Source organism: Ideonella livida (assembly GCF_010499455.1).
GTDB lineage: Bacteria > Pseudomonadota > Gammaproteobacteria > Burkholderiales > Burkholderiaceae_C > Ideonella > Ideonella livida.
Genome location: NZ_JAAGOH010000004.1, coordinates 92,706 through 107,235, shown reverse-complemented (window position 1 = coordinate 107,235; position 14,530 = coordinate 92,706). Strand labels below are relative to the sequence as shown.

At 67.1% G+C, this 14,530-nt stretch carries 14 protein-coding genes; 4 read left to right on the top strand and 10 right to left on the bottom strand.

The annotated features are described in order from the left end of the window. Positions 1–30: 30 nt before the first annotated feature. From rplI to ppsA, 5 genes are all read right to left on the bottom strand, one after another. Entirely contained in the window at positions 31–480 is a 450-nt protein-coding gene (rplI, locus tag G3A44_RS04980) for a 50S ribosomal protein L9 (protein ID WP_163456409.1), read from the bottom strand. Positions 481–494: 14 nt separating this feature from the next. Continuing rightward, positions 495–779 (bottom strand): 30S ribosomal protein S18, encoded by a 285-nt coding sequence (rpsR, locus tag G3A44_RS04975; RefSeq protein ID WP_163456408.1) that lies wholly within the window; start codon positions 777–779, stop codon positions 495–497. Between the two features lie 44 nt (positions 780–823). Beyond that, entirely contained in the window at positions 824–1,111 is a 288-nt protein-coding gene (gene priB, locus G3A44_RS04970; RefSeq protein WP_163456407.1) for a primosomal replication protein N, read from the bottom strand. A 45-nt stretch (positions 1,112–1,156) separates the two neighbouring features. Continuing rightward, entirely contained in the window at positions 1,157–1,525 is a 369-nt protein-coding gene (gene rpsF, locus G3A44_RS04965) for a 30S ribosomal protein S6 (protein WP_163456406.1), read from the bottom strand. A gap of 148 nt (positions 1,526–1,673) precedes the next feature. Further along, entirely contained in the window at positions 1,674–4,073 is a 2,400-nt protein-coding gene (gene ppsA / locus G3A44_RS04960) for a phosphoenolpyruvate synthase (RefSeq protein ID WP_163456405.1), read from the bottom strand. 255 nt (positions 4,074–4,328) lie between these two features. Here ppsA and ppsR point away from each other — a divergent pair, with 255 nt between their 5' ends. Beyond that, on the top strand, positions 4,329–5,153 hold the full coding sequence (ppsR, locus tag G3A44_RS04955; protein ID WP_163456404.1) for a posphoenolpyruvate synthetase regulatory kinase/phosphorylase PpsR: 825 nt from the start codon (positions 4,329–4,331) through the stop codon (positions 5,151–5,153). A gap of 27 nt (positions 5,154–5,180) precedes the next feature. On the opposite strand, the gene G3A44_RS04950 is transcribed toward ppsR, so the two are convergent. The 3 genes from G3A44_RS04950 to G3A44_RS04940 form a co-directional block, all read right to left on the bottom strand. Beyond that, a complete protein-coding gene (locus tag G3A44_RS04950) occupies positions 5,181–6,137 on the bottom strand; it encodes a 2OG-Fe(II) oxygenase (protein ID WP_163456403.1) in 957 nt (318 codons plus the stop codon). Between the two features lie 119 nt (positions 6,138–6,256). Further along, the gene (locus G3A44_RS04945) at positions 6,257–8,527 is read right to left on the bottom strand and encodes a RelA/SpoT family protein (RefSeq protein WP_163456402.1); all 2,271 of its coding nucleotides are present in this window, start codon (positions 8,525–8,527) and stop codon (positions 6,257–6,259) included. After that, the gene (locus G3A44_RS04940; RefSeq protein WP_163456401.1) at positions 8,524–9,405 is read right to left on the bottom strand and encodes an alpha/beta fold hydrolase; all 882 of its coding nucleotides are present in this window, start codon (positions 9,403–9,405) and stop codon (positions 8,524–8,526) included. The genes G3A44_RS04945 and G3A44_RS04940 overlap by 4 nt, the downstream gene beginning before the upstream one ends. 76 nt (positions 9,406–9,481) lie before the next feature. Between G3A44_RS04940 and G3A44_RS04935 the strand changes: the two genes are divergently transcribed. From G3A44_RS04935 to G3A44_RS04925, 3 genes are all read left to right on the top strand, one after another. Next, positions 9,482–10,252 carry a 3-hydroxybutyrate dehydrogenase gene (locus G3A44_RS04935; protein ID WP_163456400.1) on the top strand — a complete coding sequence of 257 codons (771 nt, stop codon included), beginning with the start codon at positions 9,482–9,484 and terminating at the stop codon, positions 10,250–10,252. Positions 10,253–10,408: 156 nt separating this feature from the next. After that, the gene (gene ompR, locus G3A44_RS04930; protein WP_163456399.1) at positions 10,409–11,143 is read left to right on the top strand and encodes an osmolarity response regulator transcription factor OmpR; all 735 of its coding nucleotides are present in this window, start codon (positions 10,409–10,411) and stop codon (positions 11,141–11,143) included. Then, on the top strand, positions 11,140–12,576 hold the full coding sequence (locus G3A44_RS04925) for an ATP-binding protein (RefSeq protein ID WP_310734321.1): 1,437 nt from the start codon (positions 11,140–11,142) through the stop codon (positions 12,574–12,576). The genes ompR and G3A44_RS04925 overlap by 4 nt, the downstream gene beginning before the upstream one ends. 48 nt (positions 12,577–12,624) lie before the next feature. On the opposite strand, the gene ispF is transcribed toward G3A44_RS04925, so the two are convergent. Both ispF and ispD read right to left on the bottom strand, forming a co-directional pair. Next, positions 12,625–13,149 carry a 2-C-methyl-D-erythritol 2,4-cyclodiphosphate synthase gene (gene ispF, locus G3A44_RS04920; protein WP_239061709.1) on the bottom strand — a complete coding sequence of 175 codons (525 nt, stop codon included), beginning with the start codon at positions 13,147–13,149 and terminating at the stop codon, positions 12,625–12,627. Beyond that, positions 13,146–14,231, bottom strand: a complete 1,086-nt coding sequence (gene ispD, locus G3A44_RS04915; RefSeq protein ID WP_163456398.1) for a 2-C-methyl-D-erythritol 4-phosphate cytidylyltransferase — start codon at positions 14,229–14,231, stop codon at positions 13,146–13,148. The genes ispF and ispD overlap by 4 nt, the downstream gene beginning before the upstream one ends. Positions 14,232–14,530 lie beyond the last annotated feature (299 nt).

Here is a 14,530-nt window from a genome sequence, read left to right as displayed (position 1 = left end):
ACAAGCGCGGGCATCAGGCCCGCAGCCTCATCATTCCTCGGGCACCACCTTGACGGTGATCTCGACGACCACGTCGGTGTGCGGCGCCACTTGCACGGGGAACTCACCCACGTGCTTCAGCGGGCCGTGCGGCATGCGCACTTGGGCCTTGACGACACTGTGACCCAGCTTCACCAGGGCATCAGCCACGTCGTGGTTGGTCACGGAGCCGAACAGACGACCGTCCACGCCAGCCTTCTGAGCCACGTGCACGAGCATGCCGGTCAGCTTCTCGCCCAGTGCCTGGGCGGCGGCCAGCTTCTCGGCAGCAGCCTTCTCGAGCTCGGCGCGGCGGGCTTCAAATTCCTTGAGCGCGACCTCGGTGGCACGACGGGCCTTCTTGGTCGGGATCAGGAAGTTGCGGGCGTAGCCGTCCTTGACCTTGACGATGTCACCCAGGTTACCCAGGTTGGCCACCTTTTCCAGCAGGATGATTTGCATGGCGGGTGCTCCTGTCAGGCCTTGTGTTGATCAGAGTACGGCAGCATGGCCAGGAAGCGCGAGCGCTTGATGGCCGTGGTCAGCTGACGCTGGAAGAACGCACGGGTGCCGGTCAGGCGGGCGGGCGTGATCTTGCCGTTCTCACCCACGAAGTCACGCAGCAGGTCCACGTCCTTGTAGTCGATCGACTCGACGCCAGCGACGGTGAAACGGCAGAACTTCTTGCGACGGAACAGCAGAGACTGCTGGTTGCGCTTGGGACGACGGTCCTTGGAAAAACGAGACTTGGGCGGGGGCATGTTGACCTCTCTCGATGATCAATCCGGTGTTTGACGGGACGGGCTCAGTCGTGGATGTCGGTGATGTGGAACACCAGGCCTTTGCCATTGCGAGAAGGCGCCAGAAAACCGGTGAAGGTTTTACGGGCTTCCAGCGACAGCGATCTGACCTGGGCGCAAACCTGCTGACCAATGGCCACCGCCCTGATGTCCAGTCGGACCATTCGGGGGTGCCCATCCTGAACCACCTCGGACTCCGACAACAAGGTCAGGTCCACGGCAGGCAGTCCTGCGGGGGTGTAGCGGGTAGTGCCTTGTTCCTGCACCTGCGCGGCAAGCACCAGCCGGTTCATGGCTGGGGGCGCCGATCAGACATCCGCGAGCGGAGCACGTCGAACTCAGGCGGCAGATTCCTGGGCGGCGGCGGCCTTGCGGGCCTCTTCCTTCTCCACCGACTTCATCATGACGGAAGGCGCGGTTTCGGCCTTCTCGAGCTTGACGGTCAGATGACGCAGCACGGCGTCGTTGAAGCGGAAACCGGTTTCCAGCTCGGCCAGCACTTCCTTGGAGCACTCGATGTTCAGGCACAGGTAGTGCGCCTTGGCGAGCTTCTGGATCAGGTAGGCCAGTTGGCGGCGGCCCCAATCTTCCACGCGGTGCACCTTGCCACCACCGTTGGTGACCAGGGACTTGTAGCGCTCCAGCATGGCCGGAACCTGTTCGCTTTGATCCGGATGGATCAGCAGAACGATCTCATAGTGACGCATGAGGACTCCTCTTGGGTTCCAGATGGAAGCTGCCCCGCGCGTCAGATGCGGGTACAGCAAGGGAAAGCCCATCATTATGGCACATCAAGTGCGCACAACGAGGGGCTTTCGGTAAATCAGAGCCGGCTCATTCCGGCTCCGAGGGTTGTCAGCCACGCTTGGCCAGCAGCGTCCAGGTGTCGACCACCGAGTCCGGGTTCAGCGAGATGGACACGATGCCCTCTTGCGCCAGCCACTCGGCAAAGTCGGGGTGATCACTGGGACCCTGGCCGCAGATGCCCACGTACTTGCCCGTGGCGCGGCAGGCCGCGATGGCGCGGCTGATCATGGCCTTGACCGCAGGATCCCGCTCGTCGAAGTCGGCCGCCAGCAACTCCAGACCGGAGTCGCGATCCAGGCCCAGCGTGAGCTGGGTCAGGTCATTGGAGCCAATGGACATGCCGTCAAAATGCGTGAGGAATTGGTCGGCCAGGATGGCGTTGCTGGGCACCTCGCACATCATGATGACGCGCAGGCCGTTCTCGCCGCGCTTGAGGCCCCGATCTGCCAGCATGCCGGTCACACGCTCAGCTTGGCGAACGGTGCGGACAAAGGGCACCATGATTTCGACATTGGTCAGCCCCATGTCATTGCGCACGCGCTTGAGCGCCTCGCATTCCATGCCAAAGGCCTCGCCGAACTCCTCGCTGATGTAGCGGGAAGCACCCCGGAAGCCCAGCATCGGATTTTCTTCGTCCGGCTCGTAGCGGCTGCCGCCAATGAGCTTCTTGTACTCGTTGGACTTGAAGTCGGACAGACGCACGATGACCGGCTTGGGCCAGAAGGCGGCGGCGATGGTGGCCACGCCTTCGGCGAGCTTGTCGACGTAGAAGGCACGGGGCGAGGCGTGGCCGCGCGCCACGGACTCCACCGCCTTCTTCAGGTCCGCGTCAACGTTCGGATAGTCCAGGATGGCCTTGGGGTGGACACCGATGTTGTTGTTGATGATGAATTCGAGGCGGGCCAGGCCCACGCCCGCATTGGGCAACTGTGCAAAGTTGAAGGCCAGCTGCGGGTTGCCGACGTTCATCATGATCTTGACCGGGCAGTACGGCAGTTCGCCGCGCTGAACCTCGGAGACCTCGGTCTCGAGCAGGCCGTCGTAGACATAGCCGGTGTCGCCTTCGGAGCAGACCACGGTCACCAGGGCGCCGTCGGACAGCTTCTCGGTGGCGTCACCGCAGCCCACCACGGCGGGGATGCCCAGCTCGCGGGCGATGATCGCCGCGTGGCAGGTGCGGCCGCCGCGGTTGGTCACGATGGCGCTGGCGCGCTTCATCACCGGCTCCCAGTTGGGGTCGGTCATGTCGGTGACCAGCACGTCGCCGGGCTGCACGCGCTCCATCTCGGCGATCGAGCTGACCAGGCGGACCGGGCCGGTGCCGATCTTCTGGCCGATCGCGCGGCCTTCGGCCAGCACGGTGGAGTGGCCCTTGAGCTTGTAGCGGTGCTCGACCTGGCCTTCGGCCTGGCTGCGCACGGTCTCGGGACGGGCCTGCAGGATGTACAGGCGACCGTCGACGCCGTCCTTGCCCCACTCGATGTCCATCGGGCGGCCGTAGTGCTTCTCGATGATCTGGGCGTACTTGGCCAGCTCGACCACGTCGGCGTCGTTCAGCGAGTAGCGGTTGCGCTGCTCGGGCGGATTGTCCACGGTCTTGACCAGCTTGCCGGAGGCCTTCTTTTCCTCGGGGGTGGCGAACTCCATGCGGATCAGCTTGGAGCCCAGGCTGCGGCGGATGACCGGGAACTTGCCAGCTTCGAGGGCCGGCTTGTGGACGTAGAACTCGTCGGGGTTGACCGCGCCCTGCACCACCGTCTCACCCAGGCCGTAGCTGGAGGTGATGAAGACCACGTCCTTGAAGCCCGACTCGGTGTCGATGGTGAACATCACGCCGGCGGCGCCGACGTCGGAGCGGACCATGCGCTGCACGCCGGCCGACAGGGCGACCTCGGCGTGGCTGAAGCCCTTGTGGACGCGGTAGCTGATCGCGCGGTCGTTGTAGAGGGAGGCGAAGACCTCCTTCATCTTGTGCAGCACCTCGTCGATGCCGTGCACGTTGAGGAAGGTCTCCTGCTGGCCGGCGAAGGAGGCGTCGGGCAGGTCCTCGGCGGTGGCCGAGGAGCGCACGGCCCAGCTGGCGTCGGGCGAGTCACCGGCGACGCGGGCGTATTCGGCGCGCACGGCGGCCTCGAAATCCGGCGGGAACGGGGCGTTCTCCACCCAGCCGCGGATCTCGGCACCGGCCTCGGCCAGCGCGCGCACGTCATCGGTGTCCAGCGCCGCCAAGCGGGCGTTGATCTTCTCGGTCAGGCCACCGTAAGCCAGGAACTCGCGGAAGGCGTGGGCAGTCGTGGCGAAGCCGCCCGGCACGCGCACGCCAGAGGCCGCCAACTGGCTGATCATTTCACCGAGGCTGGCGTTCTTGCCACCGACGTACTCGACGTCGGCCATGCGCAGCTGCTCGAACGGGGCTACCAGGGCGGTGGCCAGGAAAGTGGTAGACATGACAAAGCTCCTTGATGACAAAAATCCGGTGCGGTCAGTCCAGCGCCTCGACGGACGCGCGTCATCCAGCCAGCCCGCGGCGTTGCGGGGTGTTGTTCAGGTTCTGAGCAACGGGGGCACATGCTGGAGAGGGAGGGAGGCTTGGTGGGGCGCTTGGCGCCACACCCCGCAGTCTGTCTGACCAAATTCAGTGAATTCTACGGACAGCGTGCCTATCATGGCTGAAACGCGGCTGAAACTTTTGCGCCTTCTCCCATGACCAATCGCACTGTCTTCTACGTCTCTGACGGCACCGGCATCACCGCCGAGACTTTCGGCAATTCCATCCTGGCGCAGTTCGCGCTGCGTCCTCGGCATGTCCGCCGTCCATTCATCGACACGGTGGACAAAGCCGACAAGGTGGTCTCCGAGATCAACCAGACCGCCGAGGCCGAGGGCCTGCGGCCCATCGTGTTCATCACCTTGGCCAAGGATGAGGTGCGGGAGATCCTGAAAGATGGCCGCTGCAAGGGCATGGTGATGGACATGTTCGCCGCCTTCGTCGAGCCGCTCGAGCATGAGTTGGGCATGAAGTCCAACCATCGGGTGGGCCGTTTCTCGGATGCGGCCAAGAGCCAGGAGTACAACGAGCGGATCGAGGCGATCAATTTCTCGCTGGCCCACGATGACGGGCAATCGGCCAAGAACCTCGAGGCCGCCGATGTGATCTTGGTGGGTGTGAGCCGCTGCGGCAAGACGCCAACCTCGCTCTACCTGGCGATGCAGCACGGGATCAAGGCGGCCAATTACCCGCTCATTCCCGAAGACTTCGAGCGGGGTCAATTGCCTGGTGCTTTGGCCCCGCATCGGCGCAAGTGCTTCGGCCTGACCATCGACCCCGACCGGCTGTGCCAGATCCGCAACGAGCGGCGGCCCGGCAGCCGCTATGCGGCCATCGAGAACTGCCGATACGAAGTGCGCGAAGCCGAGACGATGATGAAACGCGCGGGCATTTCCTGGCTCAGCTCGACCCACAAGTCGATCGAGGAGATCGCGACGACCATCCTGCGCGACATCCGCCCCGACCGGTTGATCTACTGAGCGACCCCACGACCGGGGGCAGAGGGTTCAGCTGAAGACCCCCTGGCGCAGCCATTTGGTCGCCACCCACTTCTCTCCCTCCTCCACGGGCGCGCCGCTGTGCAAGGCCAGGCAGGCAGGGTCGGGTCGGTCGTAGGCAAAGAACAAGGCGTTGCCTCGCACGGGCGACACCTCCAGCCCTGCGTCAGGAAAAGTGGTGGCACCGCCACGCAGCGGGGTGTTCAGGTACATGACCAGCGTGCCTACCCGCTGCCCTCCCCGGGCCAGGATGGTGCCGGCCCCCGGCTGTTCGGGGTCGAAATAGTCTTGGTGGGCCAAGTACCGTGCCCCGGGCAGATAGCGCAGCACCTGCAGACCTTCGCCGTTCTGGATGGGCCATCGCAGCAGGTCAGCGATGCGTTTCTCGATGCGGGCGCAGAGCTCGTTTTCTCCGCGGTTGAAGAACATACCGTCGCTGGTGCGGGCGCTGTTGACTTCGCTGCCGCCGGTCTCGTTGACCACGGTTTCCGAGCGGGCGAGCCGGCCACGGGCCATCGCCACCAGCGCTTCGCACTCCCCTGAGGAGAGGAAGTTACCGAACAGCACAGCCCTGGGACGCTGGCTCTGCATCAGCACCGTGACTTCTCGGTCCCCTGCGATCAGCGTGCTTCGGCCACTGGCCAGGTCTGGCCCCGGTTGACCGGCTGCGGCCAGGAGTCCGGCCGGTGCAGCACGGGCCGGACCTTCGCGCGGGGTGAGCCCCGCGGCCTGAGCGGGCGACGGGGCAGTGGTCCGCGGGTCAAAGGCGGCCATGCCAGAACCGGGCAAGGGGCCCTGCGACTGCAGATGCGACTGCAGCGCCTCCTCCATCGCCCGGATTGCCACCTCGTCGCGCCATCCGCTGGACTTCATGGCTTCCAGGACATCCTCTGGCCGGCAGCCCGCCTGGGCCTGGGCCACGATCCAGCGCTTGAGTTCTTGGGTGATGGGCTGCTCGGCCTGCATGAGGGAAATCCACGAAAGAAGGGGGTCGACGGCATCCGGCTGACCTCAGCCAGCAGGCGCCACGGCGATTGTCCCCAGCACGAGCGTGAGCCGGCAACCGCGGTGGTGGGCTGCACGGTTCAGCGGCGTCGCACCTGTCGCACCCCCGCGACGGTGCCCACGAGCGTGAGCAGACCGGGAAGACGCGAGACCTCCGGCAGCTCCACCGTGAACGTCATGCGCGCGATGTCCCCCATCACATCGCGGGCTGACTGGCTGTGGACGCCGGTCACGTTCACTTTGGCCTTGGCGAAGACTTCGGAGATGTCCCGCAGCAGGCCCTGCCTGTCATGGGCCACGACGTTGATGTCCACCGGATAGGCGGCGCCGTCGGCCCCTTGCGGTCGACCCCAAGTCACCGGAATCACCCGCTCAGGATGGGTCAGGCTCATCTCCCGGAAATTGCGGCAGTCCAGGCGGTGAACGGCCACCCCGCGGCCACGGGTGACAAAGCCACCGATGCCGTCAGGCGGGGCCGGGCGGCAGCATTTGGCCAAGCCGGTCAGCAGGCTTTCCACGCCCACGACCAACACCCCGCCGGCCTGGCCGTCGGCGTGCCGCGGCCGGCGCAGCGCCGGCACCGCGTCCTCCGGCGGTTCGGGCTCGGCAGGCCGCAGGATCTGCTCGATGTTGCGCAGCGAATACTCATCCTTGCCCACCACCTCGAACAGCGCCTCGGCGCTGCGGAAACCGAGGCGCTCAGCCAAGTCTTCCAGCCGCAGGGCCGTGCGCCCTTCGCGCTGCAGCAGGCGCTCGACCAGGTCGCGCCCCCTGGCCACCGTGACGGCCTGGGCCTGGGCGTTGAACCAGGCCCGGACCTTGGCCTTGGCCCGTGCGCTGCGCAAAAAACCCAGCTCCGCATTGAGCCAGTCCAGGGAGGGTCCTCCCTCCTTGAGGGTGATGACCTCGACAGTTTGTCCGTTGGACAGCGGTGTGGACAGGGGCACCATCTGCCCGTCCACCTTTGCGCCACGGCAGCGATGGCCCACATCGGTGTGCAGCGCGTAGGCGAAATCCACCGGGGTGGCGCCGGCGGTCAGCTCGATCACCGCAGCCTGGGGGGTAAAGACGTAGATGCGGTCATCGAACCGGCCCTCAGCCTTGTCCTCCGCCTGCCCTGCCTGGGAGAAGTCCCGCTCCCAGGCCAGCAACTGGCGCAGCACGGTCTTGCGGGCCTCCGCCACACGGGCTTCGAAATCGCCGGCGGCGGCCACCCCACCGTAACCCTTGGCGCCAGCCTCCTTGTAGGCCCAGTGGGCGGCCACACCGTACTCGGCATGCTCGTGCATGGCCTGGGTGCGGATCTGGACCTCGATGGGGCGGCCATCATCCCCCTGCACCACCGTGTGCAGGGACCGGTAGCCATTGCCCTTGGGTCGGGCGATGTAGTCGTCGTACTCCCCGGGCACGGCGGGATAGCGCTCGTGCACCTGGCTCAGGGCGGCGTAGCAGGTGGGGACGTCCTCGACCACCACGCGCAGGGCCTGCACGTCCATCACCTGGGAGAAGTCCAGGTGCTTGCCCTGCATCTTCTTCCAGATGCTGTAGATGTGTTTGGGCCGACCGTAGACCCGCGCAGCGATGCCGTGGCTCGCCAGGTGAGCCGCCACGCCTGCGCGCGTGGCCTCCACCCTCGCCTCCCGCTCCACCCGCTTCTCGGCCAGCAGCCCGGCGATGTCACGGTATGCCTGGGGATGCTGGAAGCGGAAGACCAAGTCTTCCATCTCCCACTTGATCTGCCAGATGCCCAGGCGGTTGGCCAGCGGGGCAAAGACTTGGGCGGTCTCGGCCGCCAGCGGCGCCGGGCACGGCACGCGCTGGGCTGCGTGCCAGCGCAGGCTCTGCAGGCGGGAGGCCAGGCGCAGCAGCACCACCCTCAAGTCGCGCGCGAAGGCCAGGAGCATCTTGCGCACCCGCTCCGTCTGCTCGGCCAGGCGCTCCTGCTCCACCTGCGCCTCCCGCGCCGCACGCTGGATCTGGACCAGCTTGCGGGTAAGCATGACGAGGCTGGCATAGGACGGACCGAAGGCCTTGCTGATCACCTCCTCGGGTCGCTGCAGGAAATCGCCCGCGTAGACGAGGTAGGCGGCAATCTGCAGGGAAGGAGCGCCCCCGATGTCAGACAGGATCCTGGCCACGCCCTCGGCGTGCGACCAGGCGTCCTCACCCGTGTCCAGGCGACGCCCCGTGAGCAGGGGCTCCGCAAACGCGCGGGCACGGATCAACTCCTCAGGCAAGGCTGGTGTGGCCGTGCCGGTACCGGCGTCGCCACGGGTCTCGGCTGGCCGTTGGTCCTGGGCGGCCAGCTCGACGATGGGCGCGGGCCCGTCACGCGGCGGTTGGCTCTTCATGCCTGCTCCAGAAACGCCCGCACAGCTTCACGCTGGTCGGGCTGCTGCAGCATGGGCGCGTGGCCCACGCCCGCAAACTCCACAGCGCGTGCCAACGGTTGACGGCGCAGCATCTCCTGGAGCGTCACCTCGGTGAGCAGGTCGCTCTCCTGACCGCGCAACACCAGCGCCGGCAGGCGCAGGTGGTCCCAAATCTGCCAGAGGGCGGCTTCGCCCGCCTGCACCAACTCCGCGGTCGCTGCCTTGAAGGGCAGCGCGATTGCCGGGTCATAGTGCGGCTTGAAACCGGTGCCGTCGGCCACAAGCTGTGGCCGTGTCAGCGCCATCCACTGCGCCGGGGTGTGGGGACCGAAGCTGGCGGATACCGCCCACAAGGCCTCAGCCGCCTGCTCCAGGGTGTCCCAGCGAACCGGCGCGCCCAGGTACTGGCCGATGCGCTGCAGCGCATCGAGCTCCAGGCGCGGGCCGACATCGTTGAGCACCAGGCGCCGCACGGGAGAGCCCGGCAGACTGCTCAGCGCCAGGCCGATCAGTCCGCCCATGGAGGTGCCCACCCAGTCCACCTCGGCCACGCCCAAGGCGGCGACCAGCCGCATCATGTCGGCGGCGTAGGCCGGTATGGCGTATCCCATGGGGTCGCGCAGCCAATCGGAACGGCCACGGCCGACCACGTCGGGGCAGACCACCCGGTAGGCACCGGCCAAGTCCTGGGCCAGGGTGTCGAAGTCCCGGCCCTGCCGGGACAGACCGTGCACACAGACGAGTACGCGGGGGTTGGTGGGATCCCCCCACTCCGTCCAGGCCATGCGGGGTTGGTCGGACCGGTCCGCGCAGACGACATGGTGGAAGCGGGGCGACTCGGCGTGGAGGGCGGACATGGCGAGGCTTGTTATCTGTTTGCAAGGTAGGGGGCCAGATAATCGACTTTAACAACCCCCCACAGGAGACTGACGCATGTTGAAAGGCAAGACTGCACTCGTGACCGGATCCACCAGCGGCATCGGACTGGGCATTGCCAAGGCCCTGGCCGCCCAGGGGGCCAACGTGATGCTCAACGGGTTTGGCGATGTCGAGGCCGCCAAGGCCGAGGTCGCCGCGTTCGGCGTCCGGGTGGGCTACCACGGGGCGGACATGAGCCAGCCCGGCCAGATTGAGGCCATGGTGCAGGCTTGTGAAGCGGAGTTCGGCGCGGTGGATGTGCTGGTCAACAACGCCGGCATCCAACATGTGGCGCCCGTCGAGAGCTTTCCGGTGGACCGGTGGGACGCCATCATCGCCATCAACCTGAGCTCGGTCTTCCACGCCACACGCGCCGCCCTGCCAGGCATGAAGGCCCGCGGCTGGGGCCGCATCATCAACGTGGCCTCGGTCCACGGCTTGGTGGCATCGGCGCAGAAGTCTGCCTATGTGGCCGCCAAGCACGGCGTGGTCGGCCTGACCAAGGTGGTGGCCCTGGAGACCGCCACCACGCCGGTGACCTGCAACGCCATCTGCCCGGGCTGGGTGCTGACCCCGCTGGTGCAAAAGCAGGTGGACGCCCGGGCCGTGGCTGAAGGGGTGAGTGTCGAGGAGGCCAAGAAGCGCCTGCTGTCGGAGAAGGAGCCTTCCCAGCAGTTCACCACCCCTGAGGAACTGGGGGCCATGGCGGTCTTCATGTGTTCCCCGGCGGCGGCCAATCTGCGCGGCACCGCCATCAACATGGATGGGGGCTGGGTCGCCCAGTGAACCTGCCGCGGCGCCGGTGGGCGCCGCGGCCCGTCCGGTCACCTGGACCGGACAGGCTAGGCGGATGAAATTGTAACAATGCGTCTCCAAGCGTGTTTTGATGCGCTTGTCAAGACGCACAATCACCGCTGTTACAAATTCATCTGTGCCAGACCCATGACAACAAGCACGCCCACCCGCAAGGACCGCGTGGTGGTGGTTGACGACGACGCCCGCATCCGTGACCTGCTCCGCCGCTACCTCACCCAGGAGGGCTTCGAGGTGCTGCTGGCCGAGGACGGCAAGGCGCTGAGCCGCCTGCAGACCCGCGAGACGATCGACATGATCGTGCTCGACCTGATGATGCCGGGCGAGGACGGCCTGTCGATCTGCCGTCGACTGCGCGCCGCGGGTGACAACACCCCCATCATCATGCTCACCGCTAAGGTGGAGGATGTGGACCGGATCGTGGGCCTGGAGGTGGGGGCCGACGATTACCTGCCCAAGCCCTTCAACCCCCGCGAGCTGCTGGCGCGCATCCATGCCGTGCTGCGCCGGCGTCCGCCCCAGGAGGCGCCGGGCGCGCCGGCCAAGGAGCCGCAGGTGATCCAGTTCGGTCCCTTCGAGTTCGACCTCTCGCTGCGCCGCCTGACCAAGGAGGGTGAGCAGATCACCCTGACCACGGGCGAGTTCTCGATGCTCAAGGCCCTGGTGCGCCATCCGCGCCAGCCGTTGAGCCGCGACAAGCTGGCCCAGCTCGCCCGGGGCCGCGAGTTCGAACCCTTCGACCGCAGCCTGGATGTGCAGATCTCGCGTCTGCGCAAGATGATCGAGCCGGATCCTTCGAACCCGCGCTACATCCAGACCGTATGGGGTGTGGGCTACGTTTTCGTGCCTGAGGAAACCGCGTGACCGCCCCCACCGCCCGCCCTGCGCCCACCGCGGGCACACCGGGGCACAACGACAACACCGACTGGTCCGCCCTGGTCGTCGAGGACGAGAAGCGCAAGCGTCGCCAGCGCGGGCCGGTGCTGTCGGTCAACCTCTTCTGGCGCAGTTTCATGCTGGTGTCGGGCCTGATGGTGGCGGCGGTATTGGCTTGGTCCCTCTTGCTGGACCACCGGCAGGAGCTGGTCCTGGGTGCCCATGCCGGGCGCCAGATGGCGGGCGTGGTGTCCGTCACCGTGCTGGGGGTGCAGCAAAGCGAAGGCCAGCGCCGCAACGCCCTGCTCCAGCAGGCCGCCAGCAAGGAAGGGCTGCAGCTGCTGCGCCGGGAGCCCGGCGACAACTGGCGGACGTTGGAGACGGACACCTTCCACAGTGCCTTCAGCCAGGCCGTCCGCGAGCGCCTGGGCCCGGGCACGCTGCTGGCCCGCAGCGTCAACGACGCCGAAGGCGTCTGGGTCGGCTTTGAGCTCGATGGCAACCTGTATTGGCTCAAGGCTGACGCTGCACGCTGGCAACCGGGCAGCACCCTGCCCGACTGGTGGTGGATGGCGCTCCTGGCGATGCTGTGCTTTGTGATCACGGCCATCTTTGTGCGGCTGATCAACGGCCCGCTCAAGCAGCTCTCGTTTGCCGCCAGCCGCCTGTCCGAGGGTGAGTTCGACTCCAACCTCGACGAGTCAAACATCACCGCCGAGGTGCGCATGGTCAACAAGGGCTTCAACCGCATGGCCCGCGAACTGGCCAAGGTGGAGGAGGAACGCGCGGTGATGCTGGCCGGCATCTCGCACGACCTGCGCACCCCGCTGGCCCGTCTGCGCCTGGAAGCCGAGATCAGCGTCTCGGACGAAGAGGCGCGGCGCAACATGGCCAACGACATTGACCAGCTCGACGCCATCATTGACAAATTCATGGACTACGCGCGCCCCGAGGGCACGCGCATCGTGCCGGTGAACATCACCCAGGTGGTGGAGCGCGAGGCCAGCCTGTTCCGGGACAAGAACCAGATCCGCATCCATCCCCGCCTGCCGCCCAACCTGATGGTCCAGGGCGACGACACCGAGCTGGGCCGCGTGTTCTCCAACCTGTTCGAGAACGCGCGCCGCTATGGGCGGTCCATCGACACCGGGGTGGCGCGGGTGAAGGTGTCGCATGTGCAGACGGGTGACGCCATCATCATCACCGTGCGGGACTACGGGCAGGGCGTGGCGCCAGAGAAGTTGGCCCACCTGACCACGCCCTTCTTCCGCGGCGATGCGGCCCGCACGGCGGCCACCGGCGCCGGCCTGGGTCTGGCGGTGGTCAAGAAGGCGTTGCAACGCATCGGCGGCGCCCTGGAACTCAACAACGCTACCGAGAAGACCGGCCTGGTGGCCCACATCCGCCTGAAGAAGGCCTGAGACGCGGGGCGCAGGGGCCGGCAGCTCCTGCAGCCCGGCGCGTCCGGTTCAGCGCCCCATCAGCAGCACCACAGCGCGGGTCTCGATGGCCCGGCCTTCACCCACCGGTCCCATCTTCTCGGCCGTCTTGGCTTTGACGTTGACCCGCCGGGTATCCAGGCCCAGCACCTGGGCGATGCGCGCCACCATGGCCGGGATGTGCGGCGCCAGCTTGGGCGCCTGGGCCACGACGGTGCTGTCCACATTCACCACCTGCCAGCCCTCCGCCTGCACAAGGCGGTGGGCGTGGTCCAGCAGCACCGCGGAGTCGGCACCCTTGAACTCGGCGGCTGTGTCGGGAAAGTGGCGGCCAATGTCGCCCAGGGCGGCGGCGCCCAGCAAGGCATCGGTGATGGCATGCAGCAGCGCGTCAGCGTCGGAATGCCCCAGCAGCCCCATGGCGTGCGGAATGGTCACTCCGCCCAGCACCAAGGGCCGGCCGGTCACCAGGGCGTGGGTGTCCCAGCCCTCGCCCACACGCAATGCCGGCCAGGCCATGGGCGCGGTCCCGTCCGGCGGCAGGGGCGTGCTCATTCCACCGCCTCCATGCGCTGTGCGATGCGCCACAGCACCCCGCTGGGGTCGGTCAGGCTCATGTCCACCAAGCCCCAGGGGCGCTGCTGTGGCGGAGCCACGCTGACCCCGTAGCGCGCGTCGATGCCCGCCTGTTGCAAGCGGCCCCAGAACGCTTCCAGGTTGTCGACTGTGAGGTGCATCACCGTGTGCTGCGTTCGGGTGGTGTCCTCGGCCTGCTGCAGCAGGAAGGCCGCGGAGCCCAGTTTCAAGCCGGCCATCTGGGTGTGGACGAACTCGCGCTCAAAGCCGATGTCCAGGTAGAACTGCAGCGTGGTCGCGAAGTCACGCGCAGGGACGACGGCGCGGATCTCAGCACCCCGGCGTTGGGTGGCCAGCAGACGCTCGGCCAGCAGAAAGTCGCCAGGGAACGTGACCTTGAGGTTCTCCCAATCCCCCCGCACCAGTCGTGGCTGGTGCCCCAGCGCCTCCACGGCGCTGGCTTCGTCAGTGACCTTGTCACCGGCAAAGGCCAATGCCGGCGCCAGCAGGCCCAGGCGGAACATCTGCGGCGTCTGGGCGGTCCATTTGGCGTTGCGGTCGATGGTGGCGGTGGCCCGACCGGCGGCTTCGCTCTTGAGCGTGTCGGCCAGCGGCAAGGCCAGCAGGCCACCCACCTCGTCATCGCGGCATTCGGCCATCAGCCGCAGCACCCACTCAGGCTTGAGCAGGCAACGCGCAGCGTCGTGCACCAGCACCCAATCGTGGGGCTGGGCGCCGCGGGCCCGCAGTTCGTTCAAGCCATTGGCCACTGTCTCGGCCCGGGTGGCACCGCCGACCTTGGCCAGCCAGAGTGCATCGCCCACGCGACCGGGCAGGTCCTCCTCGAACTGGGTGTCGTCGGGGGCCACCACCACCAGGGTCGCGGTCAATCCGGGTACCCGCGCCAGGGCCTCCAGCGTGTGCGAGACCAAGGGCTGGCCGGCCACCGGCTCGTACTGCTTGGGATTGAAGCTGCCGGAGCGGCTGCCGGTGCCCGCGCAGGGCACCAGAGCGAAGAAGCGGGGTTCCACCCCCACCGCGAACATGGACGGATTGGTCATGGGCGGATTGTCTCCGCAGGCAAGCCTACCGGCGGCCCGGGGGCGGCAAGGTCAACCTCTATCCGCTCATCCGCTCACCCCTCAGTCGGCCTCTGCGCTGTACTGGAGCCCCGGCTCGCCGATCAGATCCCGGCCGCTGCCGGTGTTGTGCCCGGTGACAGTCTTGACTTTGGCCGCCGCGTGCAGGTGGAGGTGATCACCAGCACCGTACCGCGGCCAGCCGCCTGGACCCGGTGCCTGGCCGGGCTGCCGCGGCTGCGCCGGCGTCGTCCGGCCTGAGCCAGGCGCCGGGTGGCTCT